The sequence below is a fragment of the Streptomyces sp. NPDC091279 genome (genome assembly GCF_044757465.1).
GTDB lineage: Bacteria > Actinomycetota > Actinomycetes > Streptomycetales > Streptomycetaceae > Streptomyces.
In genome coordinates this window covers 437972-451149 of record NZ_JBIVVA010000004.1, presented here as the reverse complement: position 1 = coordinate 451149, position 13178 = coordinate 437972, and the positions used below count along the sequence as shown (strand labels likewise).

Annotated in this window: 14 protein-coding genes; 8 read left to right on the top strand and 6 right to left on the bottom strand. The window is 73.3% G+C overall.

The window, feature by feature from the left end; translation table 11 throughout:
* Positions 1-5: 5 nt before the first annotated feature.
* A complete protein-coding gene (locus tag ACIQOU_RS12445) occupies positions 6-1736 on the bottom strand; it encodes a sensor histidine kinase (RefSeq protein ID WP_401536390.1) in 1731 nt (576 codons plus the stop codon).
* A 706-nt stretch (positions 1737-2442) separates the two neighbouring features.
* On the opposite strand from ACIQOU_RS12445, the gene ACIQOU_RS12440 reads away from it, so the two are divergent.
* A complete protein-coding gene (locus tag ACIQOU_RS12440) occupies positions 2443-3036 on the top strand; it encodes a class I SAM-dependent methyltransferase (protein WP_401536734.1) in 594 nt (197 codons plus the stop codon).
* 66 nt (positions 3037-3102) lie between these two features.
* Positions 3103-4005, top strand: a complete 903-nt coding sequence (locus ACIQOU_RS12435) for a PfkB family carbohydrate kinase (protein WP_401536388.1) — start codon at positions 3103-3105, stop codon at positions 4003-4005.
* A gap of 74 nt (positions 4006-4079) precedes the next feature.
* Here ACIQOU_RS12435 and ACIQOU_RS12430 read toward each other — a convergent pair whose 3' ends face one another.
* The 4 genes from ACIQOU_RS12430 to ACIQOU_RS12415 all read right to left on the bottom strand — a co-directional run bounded on the left by ACIQOU_RS12430 (position 4080) and on the right by ACIQOU_RS12415 (position 7072).
* Positions 4080-5126 (bottom strand): cytochrome P450, encoded by a 1047-nt coding sequence (locus tag ACIQOU_RS12430; protein ID WP_401536386.1) that lies wholly within the window; start codon positions 5124-5126, stop codon positions 4080-4082.
* Positions 5127-5260: 134 nt separating this feature from the next.
* Entirely contained in the window at positions 5261-5341 is an 81-nt protein-coding gene (locus ACIQOU_RS12425) for a tryptorubin family RiPP precursor (RefSeq protein ID WP_401536732.1), read from the bottom strand.
* 212 nt (positions 5342-5553) lie between these two features.
* Positions 5554-6423: an SGNH/GDSL hydrolase family protein gene (locus ACIQOU_RS12420; RefSeq protein ID WP_401536385.1), complete on the bottom strand. Its 870-nt coding sequence runs from the start codon at positions 6421-6423 to the stop codon at positions 5554-5556.
* Between the two features lie 283 nt (positions 6424-6706).
* Positions 6707-7072, bottom strand: coding sequence for a hypothetical protein (locus ACIQOU_RS12415; RefSeq protein ID WP_401536384.1), 366 nt, complete (start codon positions 7070-7072; stop codon positions 6707-6709).
* Positions 7073-7232: 160 nt separating this feature from the next.
* Between ACIQOU_RS12415 and ACIQOU_RS12410 the strand changes: the two genes are divergently transcribed.
* The 4 genes from ACIQOU_RS12410 to ACIQOU_RS12395 all read left to right on the top strand — a co-directional run bounded on the left by ACIQOU_RS12410 (position 7233) and on the right by ACIQOU_RS12395 (position 10140).
* The gene (locus ACIQOU_RS12410) at positions 7233-7586 is read left to right on the top strand and encodes a hypothetical protein (RefSeq protein ID WP_401536383.1); all 354 of its coding nucleotides are present in this window, start codon (positions 7233-7235) and stop codon (positions 7584-7586) included.
* Entirely contained in the window at positions 7583-8428 is an 846-nt protein-coding gene (locus ACIQOU_RS12405; RefSeq protein ID WP_401536382.1) for a hypothetical protein, read from the top strand. The genes ACIQOU_RS12410 and ACIQOU_RS12405 overlap by 4 nt, the downstream gene beginning before the upstream one ends.
* A gap of 172 nt (positions 8429-8600) precedes the next feature.
* Complete coding sequence (locus tag ACIQOU_RS12400) at positions 8601-8975, top strand: roadblock/LC7 domain-containing protein (RefSeq protein ID WP_401536380.1); 375 nt, start codon at positions 8601-8603, stop codon at positions 8973-8975.
* Between the two features lie 166 nt (positions 8976-9141).
* Positions 9142-10140: an aldo/keto reductase family protein gene (locus ACIQOU_RS12395; RefSeq protein ID WP_401536379.1), complete on the top strand. Its 999-nt coding sequence runs from the start codon at positions 9142-9144 to the stop codon at positions 10138-10140.
* Here ACIQOU_RS12395 and ACIQOU_RS12390 read toward each other — a convergent pair.
* Complete coding sequence (locus ACIQOU_RS12390; protein ID WP_401536377.1) at positions 10127-11335, bottom strand: FAD-dependent monooxygenase; 1209 nt, start codon at positions 11333-11335, stop codon at positions 10127-10129. The genes ACIQOU_RS12395 and ACIQOU_RS12390 overlap by 14 nt on opposite strands.
* Before the next feature lie 136 nt (positions 11336-11471).
* Here ACIQOU_RS12390 and ACIQOU_RS12385 point away from each other — a divergent pair, with 136 nt between their 5' ends.
* On the top strand, positions 11472-12014 hold the full coding sequence (locus ACIQOU_RS12385; RefSeq protein WP_401536376.1) for a MarR family winged helix-turn-helix transcriptional regulator: 543 nt from the start codon (positions 11472-11474) through the stop codon (positions 12012-12014).
* A gap of 95 nt (positions 12015-12109) precedes the next feature.
* On the top strand, positions 12110-13153 hold the full coding sequence (locus tag ACIQOU_RS12380; protein ID WP_401536374.1) for a LacI family DNA-binding transcriptional regulator: 1044 nt from the start codon (positions 12110-12112) through the stop codon (positions 13151-13153).
* Positions 13154-13178: the final 25 nt, after the last annotated feature.

Below are 13178 nucleotides of genomic sequence, written 5' to 3'. Positions count from 1 at the left end.
GCAGGTCAGTCGTCGGCCACGGTGTCGTGTCCGTCGTCGTCGCCGGTCCTGGCGGGTCCGGCGGCGCCGTGCCGGCCACGGTGGAAGGCGCCGAAGCGGCTCCCGGCGTCGCGGGCGGGGCCCGGTTCGGTGGGCACGGTGGTGGGTGGTTCGGCGGCCGTCGGACGGCGGTCCCGGTCGGCCTCGGCCATGGTCAGGCCGGGGGCCCGCACGGGCAGTCCGCCCGGGGTGGCGGTGCCCCGGGTGCGCGGGATGCCGAGGCTCGGGGCCGGTTCCCCGGGGGGCGCGGCCGAGGGCGGGCGCACGGGCGGGGCTTCCTCGACGGCGGGCGCAGGGGCGGGCGCGGGCACCGGCGCGGCGTGCCGGGGCCGCTGCTGGGCGGCCGACTCACGCTGCTGGGCGACGAGTTGGGGCGGCAGGAGAACGACGACGCCGGTCCCACCGCGTGAGGAGGGCCGGTAGTTGACGCTGATGCCGTACTTGACGGCGAGGCGTCCGACGACGCCGAGGCCGAGGCGGGTGCCCTGGAGGGAGGCGAGATCGACGTTGCGTCCGGAGACGGACTCCTCGGCGCGGCGCATGGCCGCGTCGGACATCTTCAGGCCGCTGTCCTCGATGGTGACGACGAGTCCGGCGCTGCGTTCCTCGACGTAGACGTGGACCTCGTCGATGGGTGGCGAGAAGTTGGCGGCGTTGTCCATCAGTTCGGCCAGCAGGTGCATGACGCCCTCGGCGGCGAAACCGGCGATGGCGGCCTTGCTGGAGGAGTGCAGGCGCACCCGGCGGTAGGCGGCGATGCGGCCGACGGCGCCGCGCAGGATGCTCTCCATGACGATCGGTCTGTTCCACACGCGGCTGGAGCGGCCACCCATCAGCAGGGCCAACCGGTCGGTCATCAGGCCGAGTTGGGAGGTGCTGTGGTCCAGGCGCAGCAGGTCGCCGAAGACCTCGCCGCCGTGCCGGTCCTGCATGTCGCGCAGGTCGGCGAGCATGCCGACGGTCTTGGCCTGGACGCGGCTGAGGGCCTTCGCGGAGGCGGCCTCGGCGGCGGCGGACCGGCGTTCGCTGTAGGCGAGTTCGCGGACGAAGAAGTCGGCGGCGATGCGCAGCAGGGAGCTGTGCGGCCAGTCGAACCTGGCGAGCACGGTGTTGGCGGAGCTGCCGGTGCGCAGCAGGGCGACGGCGGCGGGCAGCGTCTCCTTGGAGAGCCGTTCCATCTCGTCGGCGCCCCGGGTGCGTTCGGCGCGCAGGGCGTCGAGTTCGGCCTGTGCCTGATCGGCGCGGCGAACCGATTCGTCGAGTTCGGCGGCGAAGAGGTGGAGCATCTGCCGTTGGTGCGGGTCGGAGGGGGCGGGGACGCCGGGCAGGGCCTCGGCGGCGCTCGCGCCGTTCTTCACGCGCTTGGCGATCTCGGGCAGGGTCACGCTGACGAGCTGGGAGGCCTCGGCGCTCTGCTGCATCCAGTTGTTCTTGGTCATCTCCAGCTCGCCGGCGCGGGCGGCCGCCTGACCGCGGGCCCGGCGCAGCTGTGCGGAGGTGACGGCCACGACGGCGGCGAGGCAGCACCAGGCGGCGATCGCCGTGCCGAGCACCCAGGAGCGGGCGCCGTCGGGGGCGAGGAGGGTCGCGGTCGCTCCGGCGGCGGCCGTCAGGAGCAGGATGGCGGGAAAGAGCAGGGGGGTGGGGCGCACGCCTTTCACGGATCGGCGTGGGCGGGGGCGAGCAGGCACTGGCATTCCGCGGTCCCTCGGTCCGTGAGAGCAGGAGTGGGGTGGGCGGCTGTTACGTCGCCGGGCAACCGGAGGAGGCTGGTCAGGGCCGTCACTCATCCGGATCAAGCACGCCGCTCATGCTAGTCATGGTGTCGAGCCCGGGTACCCCCACAACGGCCCCAGCCCTCACACGAGTTCACTTCGTCGAGAAACGGCCACCGGGACGCTCAGATGTGGTAGTTGGGCGATCCGACATCGGCGGGCATATGACACCGGCGCACTCGCCTACCAGGCACTTGACGCTCGCTCTGCCTCCCTTGACGCCCCTCCCCCGGCCCCCAGAACGCATATTTTCAGCCAACTCTGACCGGTAGGGACCAGGGTCGAGATCGCGTCACGTGACGGGAACGGCGCCCACCCCGGCCTCGCTGGGGTGATTCAGGCGGATTGCCCCTTCGGCCGAGGGCACCACGTGGACGCCGGTCACCACACCGTCGTTGGCCATCTCGCTTATGGGCAAAGGGAGTTGAAGCCATCACCGCCGGAGGGAGCGGGCGTCGGCGGCGGCCCGCTGTCGAGGGCGCCGGGCTCGCCGTTCGCGGGTGTTTTGCGGTTTCGGCAACGGGCGCTGGCGTGGTGCCCCGGGCGGGAGCAGGTTGGGGGGCGAGGCGCCGGGTGACCCGGCGGCCCTGTCAGTGAGGAACCGAGGAGAGGACCGACCGTGACGGTCATGGACGCCCAGTTCTGGGACGAGCGCTACCGCAGCAGCGACCGGCTCTTCAGCGGCGAGCCGAACGGCGTGCTCGTCACCGAGACCGCCGACCTGACGCCGGGGCGGGCGCTCGACGTGGGGTGCGGTGAGGGTGGCGACGCGCTGTGGCTGGCCCGGCGCGGCTGGCGGGTCACCGGCGCCGACATCTCCGCGACCGCCCTGGAGCGCGCCGTGGCGGCGGGCGCCGATGTCGCGGACCGGACGGAGTGGACGCGCGCCGACCTGACGCTCACGCCTCCCCCGGCGGACGCGTTCGACCTGGTGTCCGTCCACTACTTCCCGTTCCCCCGCACGGCCTCGCTGGACGGCCTGGTGCGTGCCGTCGCGCCGGGCGGCACCCTGCTCTTCGTCTCCCACGACCTCGCCGATCTGCCGCCGGTGCTGGAAGGAGGCATCGACCCCGCCTCCTTCCACCAGCCCGCCGACGTGGCCGCGCTGCTCGGCGACGACTGGACGGTGCTGGTCCAGGAGCGGCGCCCGCGCACCCGGCCCGGTCCTGCCGGGACACCGCACACGCACGATGTCGTCCTGCGCGCCCGGCGCCTGCGGTAGCCCACCGGCCGGGGCGCGTCTGGTGTACTTCCCGCACCACACATCGCCGTGCGGGAGGGACCCCCGATGGACGTGCCGACCACCTCGACCCGACGCCCGCACGGCCTGTTCGTCGGGCTCTGCACGCTGGACGTCATCCAGCTCGTGGACCATGTCCCGGGCGACGACGAGAAGCTGACGGCACGTCAGCAGGTCGTCGCCGCCGGGGGTCCCGCCGCGGGCGCCGCCGTGGTCTTCGCCCATCTCGGGGGCGCGGCCACGCTGCTGACCGCGATCGGCGCCCATCCGCTGGGCGTCGCGGCCACGGCGGACCTGACCGGTCTGGGCGTGCGGGTGGTGGACCTCGCGGCCGACGCGGCCGGGCCGCCCGCCGTGTCGTCCGTCCTGGTGACCGAGGCCACCGGTGCACGCGCGGTCGCCTCCACCGACGCCACCGCCCACCGGCTGGCCCCGCCCGCCGATCTCGGGCGCCTGGTGGCGGCCTGCGACCTCGTCGAACTCGACGGCCACCACGGCGCGTTGGCGGTGGCCGCCGCCCGGACGGCACGCGAGACCGGCCGAACGACCCTGCTGGACGGCGGCAGTTGGAAGGACGGCACCGACGCGCTGCTGCCCTTCGTCGACGCAGCCGTCTGCTCGGCCGCCTTCCGCCCTCCCGGCACCCGCACCCCGGCGGACACCCTGCGCTTCCTGCGCGCGCGGGGCGTCAGTTGGGCGGCGGTCAGCCGGGGCGGCGCGTCCCTGATGTGGGCGGGCCCCGACGGTGACGGCACGGTCGAGGTGCCGCCCGTGCCGGTGACGGACACCCTCGGCGCGGGAGACGTCCTGCACGGGGCGCTGGCCCATCTCCTGGCGTCCCGGGGCGAGTTGACGCAGGCGGGCTTCGTCGAGGCGCTGCGCGGGGCGGCGGCGGTGGCGTCCCGGGCGTGCGCGTCGTTCGGGACCCGGGCGTGGATGCGGGGCGGGTGAGACGGGCGGGGGCGGGCCCGGTGTCAGCGGTGTCGGGTCTGGCCCGTGTCAGCGGCGTCGGGTCTGGCCCGGTGTCAGCGGCGTCGGGTCAGGCGGACCTCCTCGACGCCGAGGAGGCCGAGGAGCGGGACCTTGCCGTAGTGCTGGTCGCGGTCGACCACCAGGCCGGCCTCGCGGACGAGTTCCAGGAGGAGTTCGGCGAGCGGCAGCACCATGTGCCGTCCCCAGCAGCGTTCGGAGGAGTGGCCGAACGGCAGATAGCCGGGGGTGGTGTCGGGGTCCAGGTGCTCCCAGCGTTCGGGTCGGAAGGTGTCGGGGTCGTCCCACAGGGCCGGGTCGCGGTGCGAGAGGAACGGCAGCACCAGGACGTCGTCGGCGTCGCCGATCCGGCCGTCGATGGCGCCGTACTCCGGAGAGGCGTTGCGCAGGATGTTCCAGGAGGGCGGCAGCAGCCGCAGGGACTCGTGGATGAGATGCCGGCCTGGTGTGTCGTCGGCGAACGGGGCGCCCAGCCACAGGGCGTTGGAGACCAGCGTCGACACGGTGAAGCAGACCGGGGCCGCGGCCCTGCGGTACATGCCCATCGCGTACCGGCGTTCCTGGTAGCCGACCGCGCGGGCGGCCCTCTCGCCGAGCCCGGTGAGAGGGCCGCCGGGTGTGGGCCAGCCGGGCAGGGCGGCACCGACGGAGATCACCGACCAGGTGAGTTTCGGAGTCAGTTCGAGGGTACGGCTCATCAACAGCCTTAATCTGCGCGGATCTTGACCGAGGATCAGGTCGCGCAGGAAGAGGTGGCCGGTCAGTGGCCAGGGACCGGCGAGGTCGATGTCCTCGGGCAGGGGGCGGCTCAGTGCCGCGCGGACGTCGTGGCCGACGGTCCTGGTCACGGCGGACGCCTCGGCCCGTGAGATGGAACGCCCGTGCAGGGGCTTGAAGGTGGGCCGCTCGGTCTCGGTGGCCCGGCGCGCCGCGAGAATGCGGTCGGTGACCTCGGGCCCGGCGACGCCGACCGTGTCGGGTTCGAGCCGGAACACGTCCTTGCCGAGATGGTCACGGAGCAGGGCGGCGAGCCGTGGGGCGAACACGGTGGTGCGCGGGCGCGGTGTGACGGACAGGGCCATCGGTTCTCCGGGGCGGTGGGGTGGTGCCGGTGCGCGGCGCCCCGCCGTGAGCCCCGGACATCGTTGTCCCGAACGACCGTGGATGCGACGGGACAACGATGTCGGCGACTCGCCGGACAAGGGCGAGGGCGGGGTCAGTACCAGAGGTACCAGGCGCTCGCCTTGAGGCTCTTGCGGGCGGCGACCCTGTTGCGTACGGCGAAGAGGAGCTTCATCTGTGCACCTCCTTTCGGGATCGGATGCGGCGCGCGTCGCTCCCCGGCACCTCCGGGACGACTGGACGCCGTCGGCCCCGTGAGCCTTCCCGTACCCGCTCGCCGGACAATCCTCGCGAAGGGCAAATCCTCGCCAGTTACCGGACATTCACCCTCGCGGGTTACCCGTGCCCCTAACAGGTGCCGCACCCGTCACGCCGCCCGCCCGGAGGTCAGCGCCCGTGCCCGTGCCTCGTGCCGAGGCGGGTGAGGACCGCGCGGGCCATGGCCTGTTCGCCCCGGGCGTTGGGGTGGGCGGGCGCGGCCGGGGAGGTGGGCCGCAGGGGTTCGATCCAGCGGTCGGCCGGAGCCTTGCACATGTCGTGGCCGATCGTGGGGCGGTAGGTGTCGACATACGCGGCGCGGTGCATCGCGGCCACCAGCCGCAGCATCAGGTTGAGCCGCTTCTCGGTGTCCCGCAGATAGGCGAAGTCCTGGGCCGCGAACGGCACCGTCGGATAGCAGCCCGTGCCGTCGTCGGGCAGCAGGTCCGGGTAGCCGACGACGACCACGCGCGCGTGCGGCGCCCTCGCCCGCACACCCTTCAGCACCCGGGCGATCTTCGGCGCCGTCGCCACTACGGCGAGCGCCAGCCGGTCGGCGCCGCCGGAGGTGTAGTACCGGCGGCAGGGGGCGCCCGTCAGGTCCTGGGAGGCGACCTGCGCGCAGGTCGTGATGACGGAGCCGAACCCGATGTCGTTGCCGCCGACTTGGACGGTGACGAGGTCGGTGTCGCGCCGGACGGCGTCCAGTTGGGGCCCGTTGGTGCCCTGCGCCTGCCACATCTCGGCGGTGGTCGCCCCGGAGCAGCTCACGTCCTTCAGGGCCGTCGCCCGGCCCGCCGCCGCGACCAGCGAGGGGTAATTGTGGTCGGAGCGTGCGCAGTTGGCGTCGGTCTGGTTCGGGATCAGTGGGCCCGAGGTGTAGGAGTCGCCGAGGGCGACGTACCGGGTGCCGTGCCCGTGGCCGAAGCCGGGCCCCTGGGCGGCCGCCGGGGCGGCGAGGGCGACGACCAGGGCGCAGCCGGTGGCCGCGGTGGCCATCGTTCTGCCGCGTCCCGGGCCTGGCGTCGAGGGGGACGAGTGCGGGGCGCGGTTCATGGCGGGACCTCCCGGGTACGCGGTCGCCGGTCGACTGGCCCTGTATACCGGTGACGTGTCTGCCCGGGCGAGAGTCGTGCGGGGTTCGTCGGCATCCGATGTCCGCGACCGGCCGACCTCAACCCCCTTCAGGGGCAAGGCCGTTCACCCGGACGCGGAGGACGGAGGGCGCGCGGACGGGCCCGCCCCGGGGCGGACGCGCCCGCCCCGAAGGGGACTTGGGGTGTCAGATCTCCATGGACGCTTCGAGGCGCTTGAGGCTGTGGCGGGCGAGGGCGAGGTTGCTGCGGTTGCGGTCGAGGGCCAGGTACAGGAAGAGCGTGCCGCGCGTGCTCACCAGCGGCCTGACCAGGTGGTACTGATGGCCGAGGGTGATCAGGATGTCCTCGATCTGGTCATCCATGTCGATCGACTTCAGGGTGCGCTGCTTGGCGCGCAGCACCTCCGTGTTGCCGGCCGCCGCGACCTCCAGGTCGAGGTGCGGGCCACCGCCCAGCACGCCCAGCGACATGCCGCTCTCGTAGTCGACCAGGGCCACGCCGAGGGCCCCTTCGATGGCCATCGCTTCCTTGAGCGTGCTCTCCATGTTCACGGTGGTGCCCTCGATTCCTTGACGACCCTCGGGACGAGCGGTCGAAGCGCAAAAACAGTCTTTTTGTGTACCGCGCCTGTTCAGACAACGCCATCTTTGGCCAGTGTCGCAAGAGTTGGCAAATAAAGTAGTGTGCTGGTGGAGCGGCCGATAGGGGGACATGTTGTCATCGCTCGACGTCGCACTCGGCGGCACTCTCACCACGCAGGGCCTCAGCGGAGCCGCCCTCGTCGACGCGGTCACCGGACTTGCCTACGCGACCCTCGGCGATGTGAGCGGCAGTCAGGATGCCTGCGAGACAGCCGACATCGCGCGTACGCGCCTCCACCGGGCCGGTGTCGAGGGCGAGTTGGAGAGCATCATCGTGACCACCGCCACCCGGCACCTCGTGACCCTCCAGATGGAGCGGACCGGCGACCCCTTGCTGTTGTGCGCGAACGTCGACCGGGACCGCACCAACATCACCTGGGCGCTGCGCGACCTGGCCCGGCACGCGGACGACCTGCTGCGATGATCGACGACATCACCGGCCCCGGCACCGGACCCCGCACCGTCCCCGCCCTGCTGGCGGACCTGCTGGCCCGCAAGCAGTCCTGCACCGTGCGGGTGACCGGGGCGCCGGGCGGCACCATCCATGTGCGGGACGGTCTCGTCGTCGCCATGGAGACGCCGGCCGCTCCGGGCATCGAGAGCCTGCTGCTCAGGTCGGGACGGATCACCGAGGAGAGCTGGGCGTCGGTCTGCGCCACGGACACCACGCACGCCCACCTCGCCGAGGCCCTGGTCGCCCGGGGCCTGGTCGGCGGCGGTGAGTTGGAGGTCGTCAGCCTGAGCGCGCTGTTCGACGCGGCGTTCGCGCTCTCCCTGAGCCGGCCCGAGGGCTGGGAGGTCTCCGAGCCCGTGCCGGTGCTGCACCGCAACGCGGGCATCACCCCCGAGCGGCTCGTCGGCGAGACCGTCCGGCGGGCCGAGCTGCTGGCGGGTGCGCCCGGCTCGATCGCCGAATTCGCCCGCAGCCGTATGCAGGTGGCGCCCGGTGCCCAGGTGCCCGGCGCGGTGGGCGCGCTGCCCGCACGGCACCAGGACGTGCTGGCCAACACCGACGGCCGCCGTACCCCGAGGGACCTCGCGTTCGCGCTCGGGCGTGGTCTGTTCGCCGTGATGATCGACCTGCGCCGGCTGCTCGCGCTGGGCCTCGTCCAGCCGACCGCGCCCGCCGCACCGCAGAGACCGAGCACCGCGACCCGCGGTCCGGCGACCCCGGCACCGGCCTCCCCCACGGCCGTGCCGCTGCCCCGCCGGCTGCCGGGCAGGGGCACCCCGGCCCCGACCCGTCCCCCGACCGCATCGGCCTGACCTGCCCCCGGCTGTCCCGCGCACCCCGACCTCGTGGTGCGGGGACGCCGGTGGCGACCGGCCCGGGTGCCCGGAGACCCGCGCCTGGCCGCGCCGTGACCTCACCGCCGTTGGACTCCTCTTCCTCCCCCCACTTCATCCGCACGCGCTCGACATGAAAGAAGAAGACGCCATGAGCGACCCTGTGAACGATCTCCTGGTCTCCCTGCGGGACAAGGTGATGGGTGTCACCGAAAGCGTCCTGGCCACCGGCGACGGCCTGGTCGTCACCAGTGATGTCAGCAAGACCCACGCGGAGTCCATGGCCGCCGTCGCCGCCGCCACCCTCTCCCTCGGCAACCGGCTCGCCGACCAGGGCGCGACGGGTACGCTCCGGGAGATCAGCGCGCAGTGCAGCACCGGGCACGTGATCGTGACGGCCGTCGGTGACCGCGCCCTGCTGGCCGTCGTCGCCGACGACGGTCTGGACCACGCGGCGTTCCGGCGGGAGATCCCGGCGGTCGTGACGGAGCTGCGCCGCCACCTGGACGCGGACGTCTCCGCCTGACCCGAGATCCGGGAACCGCGCCGTATCACTGGCTGACCGGCGCCCCGACAGCGAGAATCTCCCCCAGGGAACGCTGGGCGCGGCCCCACCCGTGCCACCGCCGCCCCTCGGCCGACCGAACCCGACCGACCCGACCGACCCGACCCGACCAGCACAGGAGCATCCCATGCGATACCGCACACTCGGCAGCTCGGACCTGGAGGTCTCGGAGATCTCCCTCGGGTCGTGGCTGACCTACTCGGGCGGCATCGAGGCCGACCAGACCCGCGCGTGCACCGAGGCCGCCTTCGACGCCGGCATCAACTTCTTCGACACCGCCAACGTCTACGGGCGGGGCGCCGCCGAGACCGCCTGGGGCGAGATCCTCTCCGCCCACCCGCGTGACTCCTACATCCTGGCCACCAAGGTCTGGGGCCAGATGTCCGACGACCCGGCCGACAAGGGCCTGGCCCCCGCCCAGATCGCCCGGCAGATCGACGCGTCGCTGGCCCGGCTGAAGACCGACCACGTCGACCTCTACCAGGCGCACCGCTTCGACCCGGACGTGCCGATCGAGGACACCGTCGAGGCGCTCCAGAAGGTCGTGGAGCAGGGCAAGGCCCGTTATCTGGGCTTCAGCGAGTGGACGCCCGACCAGATCAGGGCGGGCATCGAGGTCGCCGGGCCCGAGTTGTTCGTCTCCTCGCAGCCGCAGTACTCGATGCTGTGGCAGGCGCCCGAGGCGGAGGTCTTCGGGCTGTGCGAGGCGAACGGCATCGGGCAGATCGTCTGGTCGCCGCTCGCGCAGGGTGTCCTGACCGGCAAGTACCGGCCCGGTGAGCCGGTTCCGGAGGGCAGCCGGTTCGCCAGCGAGACGATGGGCGTCGCGCGGGAGGTCGTCTACTCCGACGCCGCCCTCGAAGCCGTCCAGCGGCTGGCGCCGATCGCCGACGGTGCGGGGCTGACCCTGCCGACCCTGGCGCTGGCCTGGGTGCTGCGCCGCGGTGAGGTCGCCTCGGCCATCACCGGCGCCTCGCGCCCCGAGCAGGTGCACGCCAACGCCGCCGCCTCCGGGGTCGAGCTGTCCGACGACGTGCTGGCCGCGTGCGACGCGGCGCTCGGGGACGTTCCCGTCACCGGGCAGACCCTCGCGCCGATGGCCCAGTCGGGGATCAAGCGGCGCTGACCGAGTCCTCGGCGCGGCGGTAGTGAGGCAGGGCCAGGCTGCTGTGGGTGGCGCGCTGGGCGTCCGCCGGCCACGCCGCCTCGCCGCGCAGCAGTGCGTCACGGGCGTCCAGGGCCTCCTGGGTACGGGGTGTGACGGCGCCGCCGTCCGTCCCGGCCAGCGCCTGGTTCTGCTCGGCGAACGGCCGCAGGGTCCGCTCGTACGCGGCGAACGCGGCCGTGTGGTCGGCGTGCGTGGCCAGTTCACCGGCCAGGACGTAGGCGCCGACCAGGGAGACGCTGGAGCCCTGCCCGGACATGAACGAGGTGGCGTGCGCGGCGTCCCCGGCCAGCACGACCCGCCCGCGCGACCAGCTCGGCAGGTGGATCTGGCTGACGACGTCGAAGAACAGGTCGTCGGCCTCCCGCATCGCCGCCACCATGCGCGGAACCTGCCAGGTCTGCTCCGGGAACATCGCCGCGACCAGATCACGCTGCGCCCGGGGGTCGCGGAAGGCCTCGAACGGCGGTGTCGCGCGGGCGAAGTTGAGGAACCCGTGCACCGGCTCGGTGGGTTCGTGGGCGTTGAGGACGGCGGACCGGCCGGGGACGTTCCAGGCGACGGCCTCATGGGAAAGGCCCAGGTCGTTGGGGAGGGTGAACCCGGCGAAGGTGAAGCCCAGGTAGCGGTGGAAGGGCTCCTCCGGGCCCATGACCAGGCGCCGGGTGTTCGAGTGCAGCCCGTCGGCGCCGACCACCAGGTCGAAGGTGCGCCGGGCGCCGCTGACGAAGGTGACGTCGACGCGGTCGCCGTCGTCGTGCAGGGCGGCGATGGAGTCGCCGAACAGGAACTCCACCCTGTCGCCGACGGCGCCGGAGAGGGCGTCCGCGAGATCGCCGCGCCGCACCTCCAGATCGAGGCCCTCGTCGCTGCCGGTGAGGGCCTCGGGACTGAGGGCGCCGATGAGGGCGCCGTCGGCGTCGACGAAGCTGATCCGGCGCGAGTCGACGTGCGCCGCGCGCAGCTGCGGGAGCAGGCCCATCCGCTCGACGACCTCGCGTGCCGTGCCCCGGATGTCGACGGCGTACCCGCCGCCCCGGAGCGCGGACGCCTTCTCGACGACGGTGACCTCGAAGCCGTAGCGGTCCAGCCAGTGGGCGAGCGCGGGTCCGGCGATGCTCGCGCCGGAGATCAGAACCTTGCGAGGCCTGTCCATGGCCCTTCCCTTCGACGGCCGCACCGAGGTGCGTACCTGAGTTAGGTATCTTTATGGGAGACGTGCCGCGCCCGGTGGCACGACCACACCCTCGACGATATAGATACCTAAGTTAGGTATGCAAGTGGGAGGCGCGATGAATTCCCCCGCACCGGCGACACCGGACCCCGACGCGAGCGACCCGGCGTCCGGACCGGTCGCCCTGGCGGTCCTGCCGCGCCTGCTGCACCTGAGCAACGCCGTCACCCGGGGGCGGCTCCCCGAGCGGGCGGCCGAGGCGGCGGGGCTGGCCGTCGACCGGCCCGCGCTGGGTGTGCTGATGACGCTGCACACGGCGGACCGGGCGCTGCGGATCGGTGAGATCGCCGAGCGGATGCAGGTGGTCGGCCCGCACATCACCCGCCAGGTGCAGGCGCTGGAACGGCGCGACCTGATCCGGCGGGTCGCTGATCCGCACGACCGCCGCGCCAGCCTCATCGAGGCCACCGACGAGGGCGCGGCGGCGGCGAACCGGTACGCGGCGACCCTGATCGGCTGGTTCACGGACGCCGTCAGCGACTGGTCCGAGCATGACCGGAGTGAACTGGGCCGCCTGCTCGGCAAGTTGGCCGACGACGTCACCACCCACCTGGCCACGCTGGAGGAGACACCGCCGGGCGGCACCCGGGGCGGCAGCTGACCCCGGCCGCCCCCGCCCCGCTCACGCGTCCTGGCATCTTGACGCCGCCGTGGTGACTGCGTAGACATGACTGCGCAGTCAGAGGGGAGGGCGGCATGACGCGAGGTGCCGGGCGGGCCGGGGGTTCCACCGGGCCGCGCAGTGTGGACGTGGCCCGGCTGGCCGGGGTGTCGCAGAAGACCGTGTCCCGGGTCTTCAACGACGAACCGTACGTCTCCGACGACGTGCGCCGACGCGTCCTGGACGCCGCCGGGCGGCTCGGGTACCGGCGCAACGGCGCGGCCCGCGCGCTGGCCTCGGGCCGGACCCGGTCCCTCGGCGTGGTGACCCTGGGCTCGGCGCTGTACGGGCCGACCTCGCTGCTGATGGGCCTCGAACGCGCCGTCCGGGACACCGGGTACGCCCTGCGGGTCGTCAACACCGTGGAGGGCGATCCCAACGGTGTCGCCGGCGCCGTCGGCACCCTCCTCGACCAGGGCGTGGACGGCATCGTCGTCTGTGAGCCGATCGCCGAGGAGGCAGGCGTCGGCGGCCTCGCCGTGGACGTGCCCGTCCTGGTCCTCGGCACACCCTCCCCGCTCACCGCGCCGCTCGTGCTGACAGCCGGGGACGGAGCGGCTCTGATGGCCCGGGCGGCGACCCAACACCTCCTGGAACTGGGGCATATGACGGTCCATCACCTGGCCGGGCCGCAGCGCTGGTACGGCGCCAGGGACCGGTTGCGGGGCTGGCGGGCGGCGCTCCTCGACAGCGGCCGGGAGGTGCCGCCCGTCGTGCACGGCGACTGGTCGGCCGCGTCCGGACACGCCGCCGGGCGCGCACTCGCGGCGGACCGCGCGGTGAGCGCCGTGTTCGCCGCCAACGACGACATGGCGATCGGCCTGATCCGCGCGCTGGCCGAGGCGGGGCGGCGGGTCCCCGAGGACGTCAGCGTCGTCGGCTTCGACGATGTCCCGGTCGCCGCCTACGTCACTCCCCCGCTGACCACGGTGCGCCAGCCGTTCGACGCGGTGGCCCGGGGTGGCGTCGAGCGGCTCGTCCATGTCATCGAACGGCCGGACGAGCCGCCGTTGCCCGCGCAGGTCCCGCCCGTCGATCTGGTCGTCCGTGCCTCGACCGGGCCGCCGCCCCGCACCTGAACGCCACTCACCAAGTCCCTTGTGC

Bases quoted from the DNA above. Each gene is read 5' to 3' on its own strand.
- ACIQOU_RS12380 (WP_401536374.1), top strand. From the start codon at position 12,110: ATGACGCGAGGTGCCGGGCGGGCCGGGGGTTCCACCGGGCCGCGCAGT.
- ACIQOU_RS12390 (WP_401536377.1), bottom strand. From the start codon at position 11,335: ATGGACAGGCCTCGCAAGGTTCTGATCTCCGGCGCGAGCATCGCCGGA.
- ACIQOU_RS12385 (WP_401536376.1), top strand. From the start codon at position 11,472: ATGAATTCCCCCGCACCGGCGACACCGGACCCCGACGCGAGCGACCCG.
- ACIQOU_RS12430 (WP_401536386.1), bottom strand. From the start codon at position 5,126: ATGGCCCTGTCCGTCACACCGCGCCCGCGCACCACCGTGTTCGCCCCA.
- ACIQOU_RS12435 (WP_401536388.1), top strand. From the start codon at position 3,103: ATGGACGTGCCGACCACCTCGACCCGACGCCCGCACGGCCTGTTCGTC.
- ACIQOU_RS12425 (WP_401536732.1), bottom strand. From the start codon at position 5,341: ATGAAGCTCCTCTTCGCCGTACGCAACAGGGTCGCCGCCCGCAAGAGC.
- ACIQOU_RS12405 (WP_401536382.1), top strand. From the start codon at position 7,583: ATGATCGACGACATCACCGGCCCCGGCACCGGACCCCGCACCGTCCCC.
- ACIQOU_RS12420 (WP_401536385.1), bottom strand. From the start codon at position 6,423: ATGGCCACCGCGGCCACCGGCTGCGCCCTGGTCGTCGCCCTCGCCGCC.
- ACIQOU_RS12400 (WP_401536380.1), top strand. From the start codon at position 8,601: ATGAGCGACCCTGTGAACGATCTCCTGGTCTCCCTGCGGGACAAGGTG.
- ACIQOU_RS12445 (WP_401536390.1), bottom strand. From the start codon at position 1,736: ATGCCAGTGCCTGCTCGCCCCCGCCCACGCCGATCCGTGAAAGGCGTG.
- ACIQOU_RS12440 (WP_401536734.1), top strand. From the start codon at position 2,443: ATGGACGCCCAGTTCTGGGACGAGCGCTACCGCAGCAGCGACCGGCTC.
- ACIQOU_RS12410 (WP_401536383.1), top strand. From the start codon at position 7,233: ATGTTGTCATCGCTCGACGTCGCACTCGGCGGCACTCTCACCACGCAG.
- ACIQOU_RS12395 (WP_401536379.1), top strand. From the start codon at position 9,142: ATGCGATACCGCACACTCGGCAGCTCGGACCTGGAGGTCTCGGAGATC.